Below are 20,938 nucleotides of genomic sequence, written 5' to 3' on the forward strand. Positions count from 1 at the left end.
TGTCACCGGGGTCCGAGAGTTCCGTCCGCCGCACGGCCGCCCCTGTCGCGAATCCGCGACACTCACCGCTCCTTCAGCACCGCCAGGTAGTGGACGTTCGTCATGACACCCAGGACGTTGCCGAACGGGTCGACGACCGACGCCGTCACGAACCCGGGCCCGCGCTCGGTGATCGGCTCGTGTTCCTTCGCGCCCAGTTCGATGAGCCGCGCGAGCGTCGCCTCGAGGTCGTCGACGTGCCAGTAGACGATCTCGCCGCTCGCGCCGCCCATGTCCGGCACGTACTTGCGGTCGATGAGGCCGAGCTCGTGCTGGTAGTCGCCGATGCGGAACTCCGCGTACCCCGGGCGGTGGAAGTACGGCTCGACCCCCAGGAACTCGCTGTACCAGCTCTTCGCGGCCTCGTGGTCGTCGGCGAAGTACGAGACGGTGGCCATTCCTCGCAGCATGTCTGCTCCTTCTCTCTTGTCTTCGGTCATCATGCGGGGTGAAAGTGCGCACCATCTGAGCACTTTGTTTGCGACACTTCCTCCATGCGCGCCGACCGCCTCGTGGCCACCCTCCTGCTGATGCAGACCCGCGGGCGCGTCACCGCGGGCGAGCTGGCCGCGGAGCTGGAAATCTCCGTCGCGACGGCCCGCCGTGACCTCGAAGCGCTGTCGGCCGCCGGGGTGCCCGTCTACCCGCAGGCGGGCCGCGGCGGGGGCTGGCAGCTCGTCGGGGGCGCGCGCACGGACCTGTCCGGCCTGAGCGCGCGGGAAGCGCAGGCGCTGTTCCTCCTGGCCGGCCCGGCCGCGGCCGGGGCGCCGGAGGTGAAGTCCGCACTGCGCAAGCTGATGGGCGCGCTGCCGGGCACGTTCCGGGCGGACGCCGAGGCCGCGGCGGAGGCGGTTTTCGTCGACCAGGCGGGCTGGGGCGAGCGCCCGAAGGACCGGCCGCCGATGGTCGAGGCGCTGCGGGACGCCGTCATCGCGCGCCGCCGCGTCCTCCTCACCTACGCGGGACGCGAGCGGTCGGAGCGGGTCGTCGACCCGTGGGGCCTGGTCGACAAGGACGACGTCTGGTACCTCGTCGCGGGCACGCCCCAAGGACGGCGGACGTTCCGCGTCGACCGGATCATCGAGGCCGTCCCGACCGGCGAGCCCGCGGACCGGCCGTCGGACCTGGAGCTGGCCGAGGTCTGGGAGCAGGTGGTCGAGGAGGTGGAGAAGCGCCGTTCCCTCCTCACGGCGGACGTCGTCCTGGCCCGCCGCCACTTCCGCGTGCTGCGCGACCGGTTCGGCCGCCACTGCGAGCTGGTCACCGAACTGCCCGGCGACCGCGTCCGCGCCCGGGTGGCCGCCCCGGCGCCGCTGATGATCGCCCAGGAACTGGCCGGCTGGGGCGCGCTGGTCGAGGTCGAGGGCCCGGAGTCCGTCCAGGCCGAACTGGCGCGGCTGGGCGCCGAACTGGTGGCCCGCTATGCCCGGACGCCCGGCTAGCCGAGGCTCACCATGCTCGGCTGTTCCCCAGTTTCGAGGAACTCACGCAGCCCGCGACGCACAACCGTCATCGGCACTTCTGCATCGGCAGGCACTTCGCTGTGGCTGCCCATGTAGAGGTAGTCGACAACCGAGCCGGAATCGCCGTCGCCACGGGTCCAGCCGCCTTCCGTCCGGGAGGTGTAGCCGATGAAGCCCTTGTCCTTGCCGAGGCCCACTTCGAGCGCAGGCGAGCGCTTCACCCCCGAGATCGCCACCTGGATCATCGGCGGCGCTTCGTGCCCAGCGGTCTCCTCGAGGATGCGGTCGATCAGCTCGTCCAGTTCGGCGGTGGTGTCAACGCGGATGACGACGCTGCCTTCGTCGTTCTTCGGCGCCTGGTCGTACCAGATGTCGAGCGCTACCACTGCTCGCCTCCCTCGCCAATCGGCCCGACGCATGGGCGGTTGTTCACCACCAGCTCGCCGTGCCGCTGATCGTCGTGGGTCATCTCCGCGGCGACCTTGGCTTCGACGTGCGTGGTGATCACCGGCTTACGCCCGGCAGGCACACCGGCCTGCTGAAGCAGTTCCCAAGCCTTCGCCGACCACCGATCGTCACCGCTGACGGCCGTCCGGACGCTTCGTGCGAATCCAGCCACCGGCCTTGCGTCTTCTTGCTCTCAGGGTTCGGTCTGGGTACCGCAACGTCGCCACATCGCCCCGGGCTCAGCCTGCCGGACTTTCCCTGCTGTCGTGGCGGCACCGACGGCCCCGAGCGTCAGACGAAGGAGCCGGGCCGCCTTTGCCGATGGTGTCGAGATAGGTCTGGAGCTCGTTCGCCGCCGCCTGGAGCGTGCGCCGCACGCGACCCAGGTCTTCGAGCGCGCTCACGAGAAAGCCGGCAGCCTGCTCGATCTCCTGACCACGCGCGCCCACTGTGGCCTGGGCAAGTACCTCGCCCGCTTCCCGCAACGCCCGAGCGGCCTGGTCCAGGCCGCCGGCCGGTAGTCCGTCGAGGACCTCGTTCACCTCACGAGCGACGTCTTCGACCGACACAGGCGCCCCCAGCAAGATCGCCAGGCTTCATCCGAACAGCTCGCGCCCCGGAGGAGCAAGCCCCGGCGGTCATGATCAGCCGATTGCGAGAATGGCCAGAGTCGGTCCAAGCCGAACCGAAGCGGCCGACCTCTGAACCAGTCGCCCGTTATGCCCGATAAATCCCTCGATACCGAGATGCCGAAAAGAACCAAAATCCCCCGCCACCCCCGGCTCCCCACCCACCGGAACACCCGCTCCGCCCACTTCGGACGGACTTGTTGACGAGCCGCCAGCCCGTCATACTCGGTGAACGGCGTTAATCCATCCTTAGTGGACAGTAGGAAGACCTACTACGAGTGTCCGTTACTCCCCGGTATCTCGCCGTTCGGAGTATCCCTGATCACCCGTTTGCTGCTAATGTGACGCCTCCGTGACCTGAACGTGTGTTCGGTGACACTTCGGTGAGGGCAGACGATGCGTGACGATGTGGTCGAGGCGAGTGCCGTGGTCGGGCACACGCCGGACGTGGTGTGGCAGATCGTCGGGTCGCCGGAGTGGTACTCGCGGTTCGTCCCGGAGATCAGCTGGTGCGAGGTCCAGGAGCCACCGGCGCGCGGGCGGGGGCCGAAGGGCCTCATCCGGATCGTCCCCGAGCGCGGGCCGATGCTGGAGTCGCAGGTGCAGGCCGTCGTGTACCGGCCGGGCGAGCACGTCGTGTGGTGCGGCGTCCCCGACGACGGCACCTGGGTCTCCCTCGAGCTGAGACCCCTGGCCGGCGGCAAGACCGAGCTGTTCGTCCGGATGATGCTGCCGCCGTCGTACCTCGACCTGGTTTCGTCGGTGAAGAAGGACCTCCGCGCGCTGGCCCGGCGTCTCGACCTCCACCTGGCCGGCGAGTCCGACCCCGGCGCGGACAACGACAGTTACAAGGCCACCAAGCTGCGCACGACGAGCGTCCTGCTGCGCGCCGGTGTGCTGAGCCCCGCGCGGCCGGACAAGCTGGCGCGCCAGCTCAACTCGCTCGCGCAGTGGGGCGCCACCGTCGCGGGCGGCTACCAGGCCGCCGCGGGCCGCGTCCCCGACGAGCCCGCCCTGCACGACGAGCGCAACCTCCGCACCTTCCGCCAGGTGCAGGAGCGCAGCGACCGGCTCGCCAACGCGCTGACCGACCTCGGGGTCGGCGAGCGCGACCGGATCGCGCTCATGTGCCGCAACCATGCCGCGATGGTCGAGTCGTTCGTCGCCGCGAGCAAGCTCGGCGCGGACGTCATCCTGCTGAACACCGGGCTCTCCGGGTCCTCGGTCAAGGACGTGCTGGCCGAGCACGAACCGGCCGCCGTGCTGGCCGACGACGAGTTCGCGCAGACCATCGCGAACGTGCCGGGCGACTTCGCGCGGGTCAGCACCTGGCCGGACGCCGAGACCGGCTACCCGACCGTCGACGAGCTGATCCACGCCGCGCCCGCCGACCCGCCGAAGCCGGTCGAACGGCCGGGCCGGCTGGTCGTGCTCACCTCCGGCACCACCGGCACGCCCAAGGGCGCGCGCCGGCCCACCCCGAAGGGCCTCGGCGCCGCCGCGGCGATCCTCGACCGCATCCCGCTGCGCGCCGCCGACCGGATCCTCGTCGCGGCGCCGCTGTTCCACAGCTGGGGCCTCGCCGCGATGCAGATCGGCATGGCGTTGCGGGCGTCGCTCGCGCTGACCCGCAAGTTCGACGCCGAAGAGACCCTGCGGATGATCGCCGAGCAGAAGTGCGACGCGCTGTTCGCCGTGCCGATCATGCTGCAGCGGATCATGGACCTGCCCGAGCGGATCCGCGCGCGGTACGACCTGTCGTCGCTGCGGATCGTGGCGAGCAGCGGCTCGGCGATGTCCGGGGCGTTCGTCACGCAGTTCATGGACACCTTCGGCGACGTCCTCTACAACTTCTACGGCTCCACCGAGGTTTCGTGGGCGAGCATCGCCGCCCCGGCCGACCTGCGCGCCGCGCCGACGACGGCCGGCCGCTGCCTGCTCGGCACGCGCATCGCGATCCTCGACGAGGACCGCATGCCGGTCCCGCCCGGCGGCGAGGGCCAGATCTTCGTCGGCAACGACATGCTGTTCGACGGCTACACGAACGGCACCGACCCGGCCCGCGCGGCGGACCTGATGGCCACCGGCGACGTCGGGTACCTCGACGCGGCGGGCCGCTTGTTCGTCACCGGCCGCGCCGACGAGATGATCGTTTCCGGCGGCGAGAACGTCTTCCCGCGCCCGGTCGAGGAGGCGTTGGTGGCGCTGCCCGGTGTCCACGACGCGGCGGTGGTGGGCGTGGCGGACGCGGAGTGGGGCCAGCGCCTGGCGGCGTACGTCGTCCCGCGGCGCGGCGCTTCGCTGCACGCGGAGGACATCCGCCAGTACATCCACCAGCGCCTGGCCCGTTTCGCGGTGCCGCGCGACGTGTATTTCGTGCCGGATCTGCCGCGCAACGCGACGGGCAAGATCCTCAAGAGGCTCCTGCACGACGACACCTGGCCGGCGACTTCCGAGTACTGATGCCCGAGCACACCCCGGACGGCCGGTACATCGTCGTCGACGGCCGTCGCTGGCGCGCGACGGACCCGGAGATCCCGGACGACGTCCGCGACCGGCTGCAGAAGCACCTGATGGCCGCGCGGCGCGTGCAGGACCGCGCGCGGACGCAGACGGCGAAGGTGGCTTTGGGCGAACGCGGGGAGCCGTGGTGGGAGCAGACTTCCGCGCAACGGCGTGAGCGGTGGGAAAGCGGCCTCGCCGAGCTGGATCAGCCGACCGGCTGACGCAGCACCGTCCTCAGCTTCGCCGCCGCCACTCGCCGCGGGTCGCCCAGGTACACCTCGTGGTGCAACCCGGTCGGCCGCAGCCCTTGCGCCGCAAGGAACTTGTCGTGCAGGCGGGCCAGGAGCGGACCCTCGTCGTCGTACGAACCCACGTGCAGCACCTGCGCGCACCGCCCCTCGTGCAGCTTCTCGAGCCGCACCGGGACCTCGATCTTCTTCTTGCGCCGCACCGTTTCCCGAGCCTCTTCGACCGCGTCTTCACCGATCCACGACGGCTGGCTGATCAGCATCGTCCACTGCCAGGAATCCTTGGCCCGCACGGTGAACGCCGCATAGTCGTCAGCCCACCAAAGGCCCTCCAGCGGACCCACGACGAAGTCCTCGCCACCGCGCTTGGCCGTCATCTTGATCGTGTACGCAACGCCGTAAAGCGCTTCGACAGCCCGCACATAGCTCTCCGCAGTGTTCGGGTTGCCACGGCCGTCGACCGCGAGGAACTGCTGCTCAGGCACCTCCACCAGCGCCCAGTCCCGGTTCTTCGGCGCGTACAGCTCCTTCAGGTCCTTCTTGACGTCGTAAGGCATCAGGCCATCCCTTCCAGCCACTCGGCTTCCGCTTCGAGCTGGCCGATCGAGTAGTCGAAGATCGCGCGCACGAACGGCGGGACGTCGGCCGCAGCCGCGCGGCGGACCTCGGCCAGCCGCTCCCGGACCGCCTCGGCCCGGCGGGCGAGCGCCGCGGCGAGCCGGTCAGGCGGGATGGCGGGCGCGTTGGCCAGCCCGATCAGCACCGGCGGGTGGACCGGACGCAGCTCGGCGACGGCCGCCTCGGCCGCCCGCGCGCACGCTTCGCGGCCGGCGTCGGTGGCGGTGAACGTCTTCTTGGCCTTGGCGTGCGCGCGCTCGCCCGCGACCTCGGTGACCAGGCCGCGGTCGCGGAGCTTGCCGAGCACGTAGTAGATCGAGCTGAACCCCAGCGCGGTCCACTCGCGCAAACCGCGCTCCGAGACGACTTCGTCCAGCTCGTACCCGTGCCTCGGCCGCTCGACCACGAGGCCGAGCACCGTCAGTTCCGCGTCCGTCAGCACGGCCGTACTCTAGCACTAGAATACTTCGGCTCCGGAAATTGTCGGTGGGTGATGGCATGCTTCAGCGAGTAACGGAACCGAGGGGGAACAGTGGGGGGACAGGTGGTGACGGCGGTGCCGTGGACCGCGGAGCGCGTGGCCGGGCTGGCGCCGGATCCCGCGTCGGAGAAGGCGGGCCGGGCGCTCGCCGCGCCGGCGAAGTGGTCGGGCGCGGGTGCGTCCGAAGACGCCGTGTGGGGTTTCTGCCGGGGCAGCGGCAAGAAGCCGTACCAGACGTGCGTCGAGCTCGCTGAGCCCGCGTTCCGGTGTTCCTGTCCCAGCCGCAAGTTCCCGTGCAAACACGCACTGGGGTTGCTGATGCTCTGGGCGGCCGGCCGGCTCGACACCGGGGAGCCGCCGGAATGGGTGCACACGTGGCTCGCCGAGCGGGCCGATCGGGCCCGCCGCGCGGAGAAACGCGCGGAAGCGACCGGGCCCAAGGACGAAGAAGCCGCCGCCCGCCGCGCTTCGGATCGGGCGGCGCGGGTCGAAGGCGGTGTCGCGGAGCTGAAGGTCTGGCTCACCGACCGGATCGGCGCCGGGTTCGCCGGGTTCGACCGCAGCGGCGGGGAGGAGCTGCGCACGGTCGCCGCCCGGATGGTCGACGCGCAGGCGTCCGGCCTGGCGGGCGGGCTGCGGCGGGCAGCCGGGATCGTCGGCCGCCACGACTGGCCGGAGGCGTTGCTGGGCGAGCTGTCGCTGCTGTACCTGCTGGCGGACGCGGCGAGCCGGCTGGACTCGCTGCCGCCTCCGCTGGCCGAGACGGTCCGGACGCGGCTCGGGTTTTCGGTGGAGACGGCGCGGGTGCTCGAGCAGGGCGAGCGGGTGGCCGACGACTGGCTGATCACCGGCGCGGCCGACGAGGAGAACGACCGGCTGCTCACCCGGCGCACCTGGCTGCGCGGCGGCCGCACGGGCCGGGACGCGCTGGTGCTGTCGTTCGCGCCGCCGGGCCGTCCGCTGGATTCGTCGTTGCCCCCAGGGCACTTCCTGACGGCGGAGCTGGCGTTCTACCCGGGCGCGGCGCCGCTGCGAGCGCTGGTGGTGGAACGCGGCATCCCGTTGCCGGCGGCCGCCGCCGACGGCGGTTCGATCGAAGACGCCCTGTCGGCGTACGCGCGGGCGATGGCGGCGGACCCGTGGCTGGAACGCTGGCCGGTCCTGCTCACCGGTGTCACCCCGGCCGAACACGCCGGCGGCTGGTGTCTGTCCGAAGAGGACGGAACCGCGCTGCCGCTGGTGCCGTACGCGTTCCCGTGGTCGCTGCTGGCGATGTCCGCCGGCTGCCCGGTGACGGTCGCGGGCGAGTGGAGCCTCGCGGGCCTGCGCCCCCTGACGTGCTGGACCGGCGACCGGGCGGTGCGACTGTGATGCCCCTGTACCTCAAGCCCCGGAAGGCGGTGAACCCGTGAAAGCCTGGGAAGACCTCGTCGGCACCGCGCTGCTCGGCACCCGCCGACGGCCCCTCGACACCGCCACGCAGCCGCCCGCCGTCCAGGCGCTGGCCGGTGATCGATCCGAGCCAGCGGACCAGCTGCTCACCGCGGCGGCCGTGCTCACCACCTACCGGCGCGCCGGGAAACGGCCGCTGTCGAACGTCAAACCGCTGCCGGCCGCCGCGCCCGACGAGCGGGCCTTCGTGCCGCCGCTCGCGCGGGAGCGGCTCGCGCGGCTGCTGGCCGCCAGCCATCCCGACCTGCTACTGGAATGGCTCGGCATCGTCGCGGGCACGGCGTACCGCGTCCCGCCGGAAACCGTGCCCCTGCTGGCCGAAGCGGCCCGCAGCAAGGCCGCCCTGCGCGGGCCGCTCGTCGCGGTCGCCGGGCCGCTCGGGGCCTGGCTCGGGCAGCGGAACCCGGACTGGACCTTCCTGTCCGCGCCCGCCGAAGACACCGCGGACGTCTGGCAGTACGGCAGCCTCGCCCAGCGCCGTCGTTGGCTGGCCGCCCGGCTGGCCGAAGACCCGGACGCCGCGCGGGAAGCACTCGGCACGTCGTGGAAGACCGAACCCGCCGACGTCCGCTCCGACTTCCTCGGGGTGCTCGCCGGGCACGTCCGCCCCGGCGACGAAGCCTTCCTCGAAGCCGCGCTCACCGACCGCGCGGCCGCCGTCCGCGAACGGGCCGCCGAGCTGCTCGGCCGGCTGCCCGGCACGCGTTACGGGCAGCAGATGGCCGAACGGCTGCGGCCGCTGGTGCGCCGCCGGGGCCGCGTGCTGGAAGTGTCGCTGCCCCAAGGCGAACGCGGTGAGGGCACCGTCCGGCTGCGCACGCTCGTCGCGGCCGCTCCCCTGGGGTTCTGGACCGAGTTCGGGCCGCCCGCCGAGGTGGTGCGGATGACCGTCGAAGGCTGCCCGCCCGGCGTCCTGCGCGACTCCTGGGCCACCGCGGCCCTGCGCCAGCGCGACGAAACCTGGGCGCAGGCGCTGATCGGCGCCGACCCCGGCGGGCGCACCACCCCGCCGCTGCTCGGCGCGCTGAGCCCGGCGAGCCAGGCCAAGACCGTCGGGCACCTGGTGAGCCGGCTGCCCGTCGAGTCGTTCGCGCGGCTGGTGCACGAGCTGCCCCGGCCGTGGACGAAGGAGCTCGGCACCGCGCTGCTCGACTGGATCGCCCGCCAGGACGACCACCGCCTGGTTTCGCACGCCGCCGTCGTGATCGCCCGCGCGGTCCCGCGGACGTGCCTCGGCCACCCGCTGGCCACCACCCGCCTGACCATGGACGCCGGGCCGTGGCGCCGGGCGCTCACCGAAACGCTGAACTTCCGCCGCGAAATGTACGAGGAGCTCGCATGACCGCCGCCACCGTCCTCCGGCCGCACGCCGAACAGGACCACGCCGCCGAGCTGGCCGCGCTGGCCGCCGCCGACGACCGGACCCGGCCGCCCAGCTGGAACCTCTCCCCCTGGGCCGTCGTCCAGTACCTGCTCGGCGGCACCCTGCCGGACGGCACCGTGATCACCCCGAAGTACGTCGGCCCGCGGCGGCTGATCGAGGTCGCCGTCGCGACCCTGGCCACCGACCGCGCGCTGCTGCTGCTCGGGGTGCCCGGCACGGCGAAGACGTGGGTGTCGGAACACCTGTCCGCCGCGATCAGCGGGGATTCGACGCTGCTGGTGCAGGGCACCGCGGGCACGTCCGAGGAGTCGATCCGCTACGGCTGGAACTACGCCCGGCTGATCGCCGAGGGCCCGAGCGCCGCCGCGCTGGTCGAAAGCCCGGTGCTGCGCGCGATGCGGGACGGCAAGCTGGCCCGGCTCGAGGAGCTGACGCGCATCCCGGCCGACGTCCAGGACTCGCTGATCACCATTCTCTCCGAAAAGACACTGCCGGTCCCGGAGCTGGGCACCGAGGTGCAGGCGCGGCCGGGCTTCAACCTGATCGCGACGGCGAACAACCGCGACAAGGGCGTCAACGAGCTGTCGAGCGCGCTGCGGCGGCGGTTCAACACCGTGGTGCTGCCGCTGCCGGACAGCGCCGACGCCGAGGTCGAGATCGTCAGCCGGCGGGTCGCCCAGCTGGGCGCGTCGCTGCAGCTGCCCGCGGAAGCCGCCGAGCTGGCCGAGATCCGCCGGGTGGTCACCGTGTTCCGCGAGCTGCGCTCCGGGCGCACCGAAGACGGCCGCACGGCGGTGAAATCGCCGTCCGGCACGCTCTCCACCGCCGAAGCGATCAGTGTGCTCACCGGTGGCCTCGCGCTGGCGGCGCACTTCGGTGACGGTGTGTTGCGCCCGCACGACGTCGCGGCCGGCATCCACGGTGCGGTGGTCAAGGACCCGGTCGCCGACCGCGCGATCTGGATCGAATACCTCGAGACGGTCGTGCGCGAACGCGACGGCTGGGCCGACTTCTACCGGGCGGGCCAGGAGATTTCGTGACGACGCACCTGCTCGGCATCCGCCACCACGGCCCGGGTTCGGCCCGCGCCGTGGCGACCCGGCTGGCCGAGCTCGAACCGGACGTCGTGCTGATCGAGGGACCACCCGAGGCCGACGCCCTGGTCGAGCTGACCGAGGACCCGGCGATGGCGCCGCCGGTCGCGCTGCTGGCGTACGCGACCGACGACGTCTCGCGGGCCGCGTTCTGGCCGTTCGCCGTCTTCAGCCCCGAGTGGCAGGCGCTCGCCTACGCGCGGGAAGCCGGGATCCCGGTGCGGTTCTGCGACCTCCCGGCCGCGAACACCTTCGCCGCGGGCCCGGACGAGCACGCCGGGCCGCCGGTCGACCCGCTGGCGCTGCTGGCCTCGGCCGGCGGTTACGACGACCCGGAACGCTGGTGGGACGACGTCGTCGAGTCCCGGCGGGACAGCGAAAACCCGTTCGACGTGATCGCGGACGCGATGACCGCGGTGCGCGAGGACGAGAAACCGCCGCAGGGCAACGAAGCGCGCCGCGAGGCGTACATGCGCTCGGTGCTGCGTCGCACGCGCAAGGAGGGCTTCGAGAACATCGCCGTCGTCTGCGGCGCGTGGCACGTGCCGGCGCTGGCCGACCCGCTGCCACCGGCATCGCACGACCAGGCCGTCCTCAAAGGACTGCCGAAGCGGAAGGTCGCGTGCACCTGGGTGCCGTGGACCCACGGCCGGCTCGCCACGACCAGCGGTTACGGCGCGGGGGTGCGGTCGCCCGGCTGGTACCACCACCTCTTCACCACGGCCGAGGACGTCACCACGCGCTGGCTGACCGGCGTCGCCGCGGTGCTGCGGGAGGAGGACCTGCCGGTGTCGACCGCGCACGTGATCGAGGCGGTCCGGCTGGCCGAGACGCTCGGCACGCTGCGCGGGCGGTCGTCGGCCGGGCTCGCCGAAGTCACCGAGGCCACCCGGGCCGTGCTGTGCGGCGGGGACGAGGTGCAGGTCGAGCTGGTCACCCGGCGGCTCGTGGTCGGGGAACGGCTCGGCGAGGTGCCCGAACGGGTGCCGCAGCCACCGCTGGCCGCGGACCTGACCGCGACGGCGAAACGCCTGCGGCTCAAGAAGGATCCCGTCGTCAAGGAGCTCGACCTCGACCTGCGCACACCCGGCGGACTCGACCGCTCGAAGCTGCTGCACCGGCTGCGGATCCTCGGCATCGAGTGGGGCAGCCGGGAGGCCTCGGCCCGGCGGAACCGGGGCACGTTCCGGGAGACCTGGGCGCTGAGCTGGGAGCCGTCGTTCGAGGTCGACCTGGTCGCGGCCGCCGTCCACGGCACGACCGTGCCTTCGGCCGCCACCGCGGCGGTCCGCGGCACCGTCGAAGGCGCTCCGCCGCTGGACGAAGTCACCACGGCCGTCGAGAACTGCCTGCTCGCCGACCTGCCGGAGGCGCTGCCCGACGCGCTGGCGGCGCTCGACGCGCGGGCCGCCGCGGACGCGGACGTCGCGCGGCTGATGTCGGCCCTGCCCGCGCTCTCCCGGGCGACCCGCTACGGCGACGTGCGCGGCACCGACACCGGCTCGCTGCGTGCGGTCGCCCACCGCATGCTCGACCGGATCTGCGCCGGGCTGCCACCGGCGGCCCACGGAATCGACGACGACGCCGCGGCCCGCCTGGCCAAGCTGGTCGACGGGGTGCACGACGCGACGTCGCTGCTGGGCGAAGAGGCGAAAGGCCGCTGGCTCGACGCGCTGGTGCGGCTGGCGGAACGGCCGTCGCTGCCCCCGCTGCTGGCCGGCCGGCTCACCCGGATCCTGCACGACGCCGGGCTGCTCGACGCGCTCGACATCGAGCTGCGGCTGGGCCGGGCGCTCACCCCGGGCATCGCGCCGTCGGCGGGCGCGGCCTACGTCGAGGGGTTCTTCGACGGCGGCGCGCTGCTGCTGGTGCACGACGAAGGCCTGCTGCAGGTGATCGACGCCTGGCTCGCGGCGATCCCCGACGACGTCTTCACCGAGGTGCTTCCGTTGCTGCGCCGCACGTTCGGCGCGTTCAGCGGACCCGAGAAGCGGGCGATCGGCCAGCGCGCGGCCGGGCTGAAGGGCACCGCGCGGGTCGTGCCGGTCGCCGACGAACTGGACGAGGAGCGGGCGGAGCGGGTGCTGCCCGTGCTCGCGACACTGCTGGGGGTGGGGGTTTGAGCACGGACACCGATCGGGTGCGGCGCTGGCGGCTCGTGCTGGGCGGGGAGGGCGCGGGCCCGGGCTCGGGGCTGGCCGAGGCCCAGCTGTCCGAAGAGGACAGTGGGGTTGACGCGGTGCTGGCCGCCCTCTACGACAAGCCGGACGAGGAGGCCGCGGGCGGGCCGCGGAGTGCGAACCTGGGCGCGTCGGCGCCGCGGGTCGCGCGCTGGCTCGGCGACATCCGGCGGTACTTCCCCAGCACCGTCGTGCAGGTGATGCAGCGGGACGCGGTCGACCGGCTGGGGCTCACGCGGATGCTGCTGGAGAAGGAGCTGCTCTCGGCCGTGGAGCCGGACGTGCACCTGGTCGGCACCCTGCTCTCGCTGAACGGCGTGCTGCCCGAAGAGACGAAGGAGACCGCGCGCGAGGTCGTCCGCAAGGTCGTCCAGGAGCTGGAGGAACGGCTGGCCGAGCGCACCCGTTCGGCGATCACGGGCGCGCTGGACAAGGCGTCGCGCACGCACCGGCCGCGGCCGGGCGACGTCGACTGGGCGCGCACGATCCACGCGAACCTCAAGCACTACTCCCCCGAGCTGCGCACGATCGTGCCCGAGCGGCTGATCGGGTTCGGCCGGCGCCGGCAGGCGGTCCAGCGTGACGTCATCCTCGCCGTCGACCAGTCGGGCTCGATGGCGGAGTCGGTGGTGTACTCCGGGCTGTTCGGCGCGGTGCTGGCCTCGATGCGGTCGTTGAAGACGAGCTTCGTGGCGTTCGACACCGAGGTCGCGGACCTCACCGAGCACCTCGCCGACCCGGTCGACGTCCTGTTCGGCACCCAGCTGGGCGGCGGCACGGACATCAACCGGGCGATCGCCTACTGCCAGGGCCTGGTGGCGAAGCCCGAGCGCACGCTGCTGGTGCTGATCAGCGACCTCTACGAAGGCGGCGACGAAGACGAGCTCCTGCACCGGATCGGCGAGCTGACCGGCGCGGGCGTCCAGGTGGTGACGCTGCTGGCCCTGTCCGACTCGGGCGCACCGTCCTACGACCACGAGACAGCGGCGTCCCTGGCCGAGCTGGGCGTCCCGGCGTTCGCGTGCACCCCGGACCAGTTCCCGGAGCTGATGGCCGCTGCCGTCCGCGGCGACGACCTCCAGGGCTGGGTCGCCCGCGAGACCAGCTGAGTTGTGGATTAAAACCGACCCTCGGATGGTTCACACAGATGCGGGACGCACTCGGGGCCCGCACCGCCGACCAGGAAGGGACGGCTCGCCATGAAGGTCCGCAGTTCGCTTCGTTCGCTCGCCCGTCAGCCGGGCGCCCAGGTGATCCGCCGCGGCACGCGCGTGTTCGTGATCAACAAGGACAACCCGCGCGCCAAGGGCCGCCAGGGCTGACCCCTCGACGACGGCCGGGGCCTCGGAACCACCCGGTTCCGAGGCCCCGAACGTGTTCGCCAAGAACCTGCCGGACAGCAGCCTGCAGTACCGGTGGTTCGCCTCGCCGGCGTTCACCACGACCCGCGCCGATCACCGAGCCGCTTCGACCGGCGCGCGGCCGAACCGCATCACACCGTCGTCGAGGCGGTTGAGGCGCATGTCCGCGAGGTCGAACAGGTAGTTCTGCCGCATCATCCACGGCCGCCGGCCGCCCTGCTTCGGGAGGCCCGCCTCCGCGCGCTTGATGTAGCCCGACTGCAGGTCCACGATCGGACGGGGCCGGCCCGCCGAGACCGCCGAGACCGGGTCCGGGACGCAGTAGGCGAACCCGCGCCGGTCGAGGTGCTCCAGCAGGCGGCAGACGTACTGCGACGTCAGGTCCGCGCGCAGCGTCCACGAGTTGTTCGTGTACCCGACGCACCAGGCGAGGTTCGGGATGCCGCCGAACATCATGCCCTTGTACGCCCGCTGCTCCCCCGGCTCGATCTCGCGGCCGTCGACGCTCAGCGCTATCCCGCCGAACGCCACCAGCTTCAGCCCGGTCGCCGTCACGATGACGTCCGCGGGCAGCGTCCGCCCCGACTCCAGCTCGATCCCCGACGCCGTGAACCGCGCGACCCGGTCGGTCACGATGTCGGCCTTGCCCGAGCGCAGCGCCCGGAACAGGTCCGCGTCCGGCACCAGGCACAGCCGCTGGTCCCACGGGTCGTAGTCGGGCACGAAGTGCGGGTCGACCGGGATGGACGCCGGCAGCTGCGCCGCCACGCGCTTGCGCAGCACCTGCGCCGCCCGGTCCGGCAGCCGCCGCAGCAGCTGGAAGAAGAACGTGCCCAGCACGACGTTCTTGCCGCGCACCATCCGATGCGCGAGCTTCTCCGGCAGCAGCGCGCGGATCCGGTCGGCGAGCGCGTCACTCCCCGGCCGCGCCACGATGTAGGACGGCGACCGCTGCAGCATCGTCACCCGCGCGGCCTCCCCGGCCATCGCCGGGACCAGCGTCACCGCCGTCGCGCCGCTGCCGATCACCACGACCTGCTTGCCCGCGTAGTCCAGCGAAGCGGGCCAGTGCTGCGGGTGCACGATCTCGCCGGCGAACTCCGCCCGGCCCGGGAAGTCGACGACGTGCCCGCTCTCGTACGAGTAGTAACCACTGCACAGGTACAGGAACCGGCACGTGAACGTGGCTCCGTGCGCCGTCGAGACCGTCCAGAGCGCGTCCGGCGACGACCACGAAGCTCGCACGACCCGGTGGCCGAACCGGATGTGCTCCTCGACGCCGTACGCGGCCGCCGTCTCCCGGACGTAGGCGAGGATCGACGGGCCGTCGGCGATCGCCTTCGCGTCCTTCCACGGCCGGAACGGGTACCCGAGGGTGAACATGTCCGAATCGGACCGAATGCCCGGATAGCGGAACAGGTCCCAGGTGCCGCCGATCGTGTCGCGCGCCTCGAGGATGGTGTAGGTCCGGCCCCGCAACCGGCAGGCCGCGCCGACGCCGGACAGGCCGGCGCCCACGATGAGGACGTCCACGTGCTCGGCGCTGGTCATGTCCGCCAGCGTAACCGAGGTGGGGACCCCGCCGGACCGGGTCGGGGCACCGGTCCGGCGAGGAGGTATCACTACAGCGGGACGACCTTCGTCGCGCCGAAGCTGCCCTTCAGCGGCACCACGACGGACTTGCCGCGGACCGTCACCGTCACGCTGTCCTGCGTCTGCGTCGGGTCCGACACGGCGAGCTGCCGGCCCCAGCCGCACCGCCCGATCGCGACCGACGCGGGCCCGGAGACCCGCACGTCGCCGAGCGAACCGGCCGCGAAGAAGTTCGCCAGCAGGGTGTCGCCGGTCTGGACGGCCTGGACCGTCGCGGTGTTGGCCCGCACCTGCCACGCCCACGACGCGCCGACGGTGCCGAGGACCGACGCCCCGGGCAGCACCGCGTACGCGTACTTCGCGTTCGCCGGCTTCACCCCGTGCTGCAGCACCAGCTTCTGGTACCGGCGGGTGTTCGGCGTGGTGGTGCCCTTGGTGTTGGCGCCGGTGTCGATGTCGCGCCACGCGCCGGTGCGGTCCTCGCGCAGGGCCGTCACCTCACCGTCGTCGAGGAGCACGTACCCGCCGACGTTCTCCAGGTGCACCCACCGCGGCCGGCGCAGGGTGCTCGGCTTGCCGAGGTCGGTGGCCACCCGGCGGAAGTCCGCCGTCAGCGCGCCCTTGCCGCCTTCGCCGAGGTTGCGGTTCTCGATCGTGGTGCGCACCGCGTGGTCCGAGGTGGACGTGATCCCGGCACCGAGGCAGACGATGCCGTCCGGGGTGAAGAACCACGACTTCTTCGCGACGAGCGAGCCGTCCCAGGACTTAAAGTCGAACGCGTACGCGCCGTGGTTGTCGTCCCAGCGAACACCACCCGTGTGGGTGTTCGGGCCGACCGGGACGTTGCCGAACGCCGGGTCCGTCGGGCCGTCGTTCTCGGTGGTGCCCGGCAGCAGCAGCGGGTCGACCGTCGGCCAGTACGCGTCGGTGTAGTGGCCCTTCGCGCCCGGCACGAACGTGTAGAGCACGCCGTCGCCGACGTGGTAGCCCTTGAGGTTCTGGCCGTTGATGGCCTCGTAGCGCGAAATCCGCGTCGAGCTGACCCCGAGCGACGCCGTCCAGGCCTCGGTGGTGTGGACGAGGCGGTCCTGCTGGCCGAAGATCCGGTGCGTCGCCGTGGTGCGGGCCGGGCGCGTGTGCGAGGCCAGCATGTCCTGCGCGAACTCGATGCCCGGCGTGGCGACCAGGTCCGGGCCGGGCGCGAACCGCTCGGGGTCCGGGATCTTGAGGAACGGCGCGTACGTGCCCTCGGTGATCCACTTCGCCGCGAGCGCGTTGAGGTCGGTCTTCGTCTTGCCCGAAGCCGTGCGGGCCAGCACCAGCGTCGCGACCGTGAGCTGGTGGCCGATGTCGTGCGCGGTCTCGCCCTGGCGGGACAGCATCCGCCCGCGCACCGGCTCCAGCAGCGCGCCCGCGTAGACGAACGGCGCGAAGCTGTCCGCCACCAGCGCGTAGATCTTGTCCTTCAACGGCTGCGGCAGCGCGAACTCGGTGCCCTGCGTGACGTGGATGGCCCCGGCGAGCGCGGTGAGCAGCACGATGCCGTAGTGCCCGGGGTACGGGATGGTGTCGTGCTGGATGAAGGAGCCGTCGACGTGGAAGCCGTCGCCGGCCGCGCGGTCGAGCTTCGCGACGACGCTGGCCGCGCCCCCGCCCGCGACGTCGGTCAGCGCGTCGATGCCGGTCTTGATCCACGCCGTGTCGCCGATCAGCGCGCCGGCGACGATCGAGATCAGGCCCTTGTCGGCGCGGTTGGCGCCGGTCTCGACGAGTGACGTGTTGTTCGCGCGGACGTTCGGGTTGCCCACGAACCGCTTGATCGGGCTGACGTACCGGGCCAGCTCGTCGGCGGTCAGCTGGTCGGCGACCACCGAAAGCGTGTGCAGCACGTAGTACGGCACGCCGATCTCGTAGGTGTACCAGTTGCCGATCTCGCCGACGTTCGGGTTGTACTGGCTTTGGTAGATCAGCTCCAGCGCGGCCTTGATCCGGTCGAGCACGGCCGGGTCACCGGACAGCGCGCCGCCCGGGGTGCCCCAGTCGACGGCGATGGCGCGCAGCCGCGCGTACATCGACGTCGTGTAGTCGCTGCCGGGGCCGAGCGGCAGGTCCGTCCACAGTGGAGCTCCACCGCCGGCGACGGACAGGCTCTCGTTGTACGCCTTCGCGACGCGGCCGAGGTTGGCCAGCGCCGCGGTGCGTTCCGGCGACGGCCGGTTGATGCCGGCCTGCAGCTGCCGGTACGCGGCGACGATCGGCGCGGTCGCGGCGGGCACCCCGCTCGCGGCGGGCGCCGAGCTCGCCACAGGGGCCGCCGAAGCGAACGCGGGACGGGTGAGGAACACGGTGGAAGCGGCCGCCAGGGCGCCGCCGCGCAGGGCGTTTCTCCGGTTCACGGGCATGGTCATGCCTCCCAGGATTCAAGACATCCTTGGCTTGGGGAACGGGGATTCAGTTGTGCGGCGGCGTTGTGGGGCGACACCCCCGAGCTTTCACGGGAAAGCTCGGGGGCCGGAAACTGTCGGTGCGGAACGATAAAGTGGAAACGGGGGGCGCCCCCGCGGGATCAGCGGTTCAGCGGGAGCCGTCGGTGCGGCGGGGCAGCTGCCAGGGGTTGGCCTCCTGCAGGGGTTCGGGCAGCAGCGTGTCGGGGAAGCCCTGCCAGGCGACCGGCCGCAGGAACCGCTCGATCGCGGCGGTGCCGACAGACGTCGTGGTCGGGGCCGTCGTGGCCGGGTACGGGCCGCCGTGTTCCTGGGCCCAGCTCACCGTCACACCCGTGGGCCAGTCGTTCCACAGCAGCCGGCCGGCGACCCGGGTCAGCGCCGGCAGCACCGGCCGGATCCAGTCCGCGTCGGACTCCTCGCCGTGGATCGTGGCGGTGAGCCCGGGTTCGACGACGTCGAGCAGGCGCAGCAGCTCGGCCTGGTCGGCGTAGGTGACGATCAGCGACGCCGGGCCGAAGCACTCCTCGTGCACGGCCTCGCCGCCTTCGAGGAACTGCTTGCCGGAGGTGGCCAGCAGCGTCGGGGTGAACGCCGGGGCCTCCGACGGCGACGCGGACACCACCTCGACACCGGGCACCTTCCGCAGCTTCTCCAGCTGCGCGGAGTACCCGCCGGCGATGCGGTCGTTGAGCATCGGCTGGGCGGCGGCGCCGTCCAGCGCCTCCTTCAGCGTGTCGGTCAGGCCGTGGTCCTCGGGCAGGAACAGCAGGCCCGGCTTGGTGCAGAACTGGCCGGCGCCGAGCGTGAACGACCCGGCGTACCCCTTCGCGACGGCTTCCCCGCGCGCGGCGATCGCGGCCTCGGTGACCACGACCGGGTTGACACTGCCGAGCTCGCCGTAGAACGGGATCGGCCGCGGCCGCGCGTTCGCGATGTCGAACAGCGCGCGCCCGCCGGGGATCGAGCCGGTGAACGACGCCGCCGCGATCCGCGGGTCCTTCAGCGCGGTGACGCCTTCCTCCTGGCCGAAGATGACGGTGAACAGCGCGGCCGGGGCGCCCGCCTTGATCAGCGCCTCCCGCACGATCGAGCCGGTCTGCGCGGAGAGCTCGGGGTGACCGGGGTGGGCCTTGAGGACGACCGGGCAGCCCGCGGCGAGCGCGGATGCCGTGTCCCCGCCGGCGACGCTGAACGCGAACGGGAAGTTGCTGGCCGCGAACACCAGCACCGGGCCGATCGCGGTCTTCACCCGGCGGATGTCCGGGCGCGGGCCCATCGGCCACTGCGCGTCGGCGTGGTCGACGGTGGCGCCGAGGTACTCGCCGTCGGTGAGCACCTCGGCGAACAGCCGCAGCTGGAACGTCGTGCGCTTCAGCTCGCCGGACAGCCGCGGGGACGCCGGCAGGTGGGTCTCGGCGTGGGCCAGCGGGACGAGCTCGTCCGCGGCGGCGTCGAGGGCGTCGGCGGCGGCCGTCAGCCAGCCCGCGCGCTCGGCCGGGGTGGCTTCGGCGGCGGGACGGGCCGCTTCGGCGGCTCCCGCCAGGATCTTCTCGAGCGTGGCGGCGTCGGTGGCCTGGCTCATGGGCGGAACAGCTCCTCAGTTTTCGTGGGCGGCGGCGGTGGCCGTGCCCAGGTCGCCCCAGCGACCCGGACCGGCCAGGCCGAGGTGGTACAGGTGCAGCTCCGCGGCGCCCGCCTTGGCCAGCTCGCCCACGTACCCGGCGATGTCCGGCACCGGCGCGGCGGCGACCGCGGTGATGTAGCTGCCGATCGCGACCCGCTCGGGCAGGGCCTCCCGGGCCGCCGCGACGGCTTCGGCGCCCGTCGCGGGCGCCCAGCCGAACAATACGACCGCGTCGGCGTCGTCCGCGGCGGACGGCGTCAGCCCGGGCAGCGCGCCGGTGACCCACGGGTCGAGCGCGCCGTGCAGCACGACCCGGGTGCCGACCGGCAGCGTCGCCAGCACGGCGGCCCGCAAGGCATCGGTCGCGTCCTGCCGGGTCCGCAGCAGCATCTGGGTCAGCTCGGGGGGCAGGTCGTCGGCCGTGACGCCCAGGTCACCGGTCGCCACCAGCCGCCGGACCTCTTCGACCAGCTGGGCCCGCACGGTGTCCGCGTCGAGGTCCCACGAAGACGCGCAGGCGTCGCAGCAGCAGATCGACAGCAGCCGGGCCACCGCGGGCGCCCAGACGCCGTCGGTCTTCTCGTGCTGGTGCTGGTGCACCGCGCCGAGCGGCCCGCACGCCTCGAGGATCACCGACGACAGCTCCAGCCCGGCGACGGCTTCCGCGGTCAGCGTCGCCGCGTACTCGCGCACCGCGGGCTGCGACGGGCACAGCGCCCAGGGGTAGCTCTCGCCGAAGCAGTTCCGCACCGTGACGTCCGGGTGCTCGTAGCCGAGCTGCGAGTTGTGCGTCAGGACGATCCACGCGGCCGCCGGGATCCCGGCTTCGTTGAGCAGCCGGACGGCGTCGGAACCGCTGTCCTGGGCAGCTACCCAGTCCGGTGTGGACGGCCGCAAACGTTTGCCTTCCCAGGCTTCCGGGCGCACCGGCCGGTAGAACGCCGCGTGCCTCGCGACGACGGCCGTCTGCGAAGCCGACCACGGCGTCGCGGCGCGGGCGCTGTGGTACGACAGCGCGACGGCCACTTCGTCGACGCCGAGGTCGCGGGCCCGCGTGGCGAAGCCGGCCTCCAGGACGTCCCAGGGGTAGGCGTATCCCGTCACCTTCACCGGGTCACCACCTCGCCGTGTTCGGCTCGAAGCCGGGTACGTACTTGCGCATGTAGGTCACGTCGTCCCGTTTGGTCAGTCCACATCGGACGTAGTTCTCGTGGAGGCGGGCCAGCGCGTCCTCGTCGACCGTGACCCCGAGCCCTGGGGCCGCGGGCACCGGGGGGGGGGGGGGGGGGGGGGGGGGGGGGGGGGGGGGGGGGGGGGGGGTCGGTTTGTGGGGTGGGTGGGCTGTCGCGGTGTGGATGCAAGTCTGCGGGCGA

General features: G+C 72.6%; 20 protein-coding genes. 9 read left to right on the forward strand and 11 right to left on the reverse strand.

What is annotated here, in order from left to right; translation table 11 throughout:
- Positions 1-62: 62 nt before the first annotated feature.
- On the reverse strand, positions 63-449 hold the full coding sequence (locus tag ACZ63J_RS46150; protein WP_465339026.1) for a VOC family protein: 387 nt from the start codon (positions 447-449) through the stop codon (positions 63-65).
- 84 nt (positions 450-533) lie between these two features.
- Here ACZ63J_RS46150 and ACZ63J_RS46155 point away from each other — a divergent pair, with 84 nt between their 5' ends.
- On the forward strand, positions 534-1,481 hold the full coding sequence (locus ACZ63J_RS46155) for a helix-turn-helix transcriptional regulator (RefSeq protein WP_465401498.1): 948 nt from the start codon (positions 534-536) through the stop codon (positions 1,479-1,481).
- On the opposite strand, the gene ACZ63J_RS46160 is transcribed toward ACZ63J_RS46155, so the two are convergent.
- From ACZ63J_RS46160 to ACZ63J_RS46170, 3 genes are all read right to left on the reverse strand, one after another.
- Entirely contained in the window at positions 1,478-1,888 is a 411-nt protein-coding gene (locus ACZ63J_RS46160) for an Imm1 family immunity protein (RefSeq protein ID WP_465401499.1), read from the reverse strand. The two genes, ACZ63J_RS46155 and ACZ63J_RS46160, sit on opposite strands and share 4 nt — an antisense overlap.
- A complete protein-coding gene (locus tag ACZ63J_RS46165) occupies positions 1,882-2,121 on the reverse strand; it encodes a DddA-like double-stranded DNA deaminase toxin (protein ID WP_465401500.1) in 240 nt (79 codons plus the stop codon). The genes ACZ63J_RS46160 and ACZ63J_RS46165 overlap by 7 nt, the downstream gene beginning before the upstream one ends.
- A gap of 67 nt (positions 2,122-2,188) precedes the next feature.
- The gene (locus ACZ63J_RS46170) at positions 2,189-2,518 is read right to left on the reverse strand and encodes a hypothetical protein (RefSeq protein ID WP_465401501.1); all 330 of its coding nucleotides are present in this window, start codon (positions 2,516-2,518) and stop codon (positions 2,189-2,191) included.
- Positions 2,519-2,974: 456 nt separating this feature from the next.
- Between ACZ63J_RS46170 and ACZ63J_RS46175 the strand changes: the two genes are divergently transcribed.
- Together ACZ63J_RS46175 and ACZ63J_RS46180 are read left to right on the forward strand one after the other, a co-directional pair.
- On the forward strand, positions 2,975-5,041 hold the full coding sequence (locus ACZ63J_RS46175; RefSeq protein WP_465401502.1) for an AMP-binding protein: 2,067 nt from the start codon (positions 2,975-2,977) through the stop codon (positions 5,039-5,041).
- Positions 5,041-5,304, forward strand: a complete 264-nt coding sequence (locus ACZ63J_RS46180) for a hypothetical protein (RefSeq protein ID WP_465313516.1) — start codon at positions 5,041-5,043, stop codon at positions 5,302-5,304. Before ACZ63J_RS46175 ends, ACZ63J_RS46180 begins: the two co-directional genes overlap by 1 nt.
- Here the strand turns inward: ACZ63J_RS46180 and ACZ63J_RS46185 are convergent.
- Positions 5,289-5,888 carry a GyrI-like domain-containing protein gene (locus tag ACZ63J_RS46185; protein WP_465401503.1) on the reverse strand — a complete coding sequence of 200 codons (600 nt, stop codon included), beginning with the start codon at positions 5,886-5,888 and terminating at the stop codon, positions 5,289-5,291. The genes ACZ63J_RS46180 and ACZ63J_RS46185 overlap by 16 nt on opposite strands.
- On the reverse strand, positions 5,888-6,391 hold the full coding sequence (locus ACZ63J_RS46190; protein ID WP_465401504.1) for a PadR family transcriptional regulator: 504 nt from the start codon (positions 6,389-6,391) through the stop codon (positions 5,888-5,890). Before ACZ63J_RS46190 ends, ACZ63J_RS46185 begins: the two co-directional genes overlap by 1 nt.
- A 90-nt stretch (positions 6,392-6,481) precedes the next feature.
- On the opposite strand from ACZ63J_RS46190, the gene ACZ63J_RS46195 reads away from it, so the two are divergent.
- The 6 genes from ACZ63J_RS46195 (at position 6,482) to ACZ63J_RS46220 (ending at position 13,862) form a co-directional block, all read left to right on the forward strand.
- The gene (locus ACZ63J_RS46195; RefSeq protein WP_465401505.1) at positions 6,482-7,801 is read left to right on the forward strand and encodes an SWIM zinc finger family protein; all 1,320 of its coding nucleotides are present in this window, start codon (positions 6,482-6,484) and stop codon (positions 7,799-7,801) included.
- A gap of 37 nt (positions 7,802-7,838) precedes the next feature.
- A complete protein-coding gene (locus tag ACZ63J_RS46200) occupies positions 7,839-9,224 on the forward strand; it encodes a DUF5691 domain-containing protein (protein ID WP_465401506.1) in 1,386 nt (461 codons plus the stop codon).
- On the forward strand, positions 9,221-10,306 hold the full coding sequence (locus ACZ63J_RS46205; RefSeq protein WP_465313511.1) for an ATP-binding protein: 1,086 nt from the start codon (positions 9,221-9,223) through the stop codon (positions 10,304-10,306). Before ACZ63J_RS46200 ends, ACZ63J_RS46205 begins: the two co-directional genes overlap by 4 nt.
- A complete protein-coding gene (locus ACZ63J_RS46210; protein WP_465401507.1) occupies positions 10,303-12,483 on the forward strand; it encodes a DUF5682 family protein in 2,181 nt (726 codons plus the stop codon). Before ACZ63J_RS46205 ends, ACZ63J_RS46210 begins: the two co-directional genes overlap by 4 nt.
- Complete coding sequence (locus ACZ63J_RS46215; RefSeq protein WP_465401508.1) at positions 12,480-13,649, forward strand: VWA domain-containing protein; 1,170 nt, start codon at positions 12,480-12,482, stop codon at positions 13,647-13,649. Before ACZ63J_RS46210 ends, ACZ63J_RS46215 begins: the two co-directional genes overlap by 4 nt.
- A 90-nt stretch (positions 13,650-13,739) precedes the next feature.
- A complete protein-coding gene (locus ACZ63J_RS46220; RefSeq protein ID WP_247053887.1) occupies positions 13,740-13,862 on the forward strand; it encodes a ribosomal protein bL36 in 123 nt (40 codons plus the stop codon).
- A gap of 132 nt (positions 13,863-13,994) precedes the next feature.
- On the opposite strand, the gene ACZ63J_RS46225 is transcribed toward ACZ63J_RS46220, so the two are convergent.
- From ACZ63J_RS46225 to ACZ63J_RS46245, 5 genes are all read right to left on the reverse strand, one after another.
- Positions 13,995-15,452: a flavin-containing monooxygenase gene (locus ACZ63J_RS46225; RefSeq protein WP_465401509.1), complete on the reverse strand. Its 1,458-nt coding sequence runs from the start codon at positions 15,450-15,452 to the stop codon at positions 13,995-13,997.
- A 71-nt stretch (positions 15,453-15,523) separates the two neighbouring features.
- Positions 15,524-17,896: a polysaccharide lyase 8 family protein gene (locus ACZ63J_RS46230; protein WP_465401562.1), complete on the reverse strand. Its 2,373-nt coding sequence runs from the start codon at positions 17,894-17,896 to the stop codon at positions 15,524-15,526.
- Between the two features lie 172 nt (positions 17,897-18,068).
- On the reverse strand, positions 18,069-19,523 hold the full coding sequence (locus ACZ63J_RS46235; protein ID WP_465401510.1) for an aldehyde dehydrogenase (NADP(+)): 1,455 nt from the start codon (positions 19,521-19,523) through the stop codon (positions 18,069-18,071).
- A 15-nt stretch (positions 19,524-19,538) separates the two neighbouring features.
- Positions 19,539-20,675 (reverse strand): hypothetical protein, encoded by a 1,137-nt coding sequence (locus ACZ63J_RS46240; RefSeq protein ID WP_465401511.1) that lies wholly within the window; start codon positions 20,673-20,675, stop codon positions 19,539-19,541.
- 4 nt (positions 20,676-20,679) lie between these two features.
- Complete coding sequence (locus ACZ63J_RS46245; protein WP_465401512.1) at positions 20,680-20,835, reverse strand: hypothetical protein; 156 nt, start codon at positions 20,833-20,835, stop codon at positions 20,680-20,682.
- Positions 20,836-20,938 lie beyond the last annotated feature (103 nt).

The sequence above is a fragment of the Amycolatopsis sp. NPDC104863 genome, assembly GCF_055582965.1.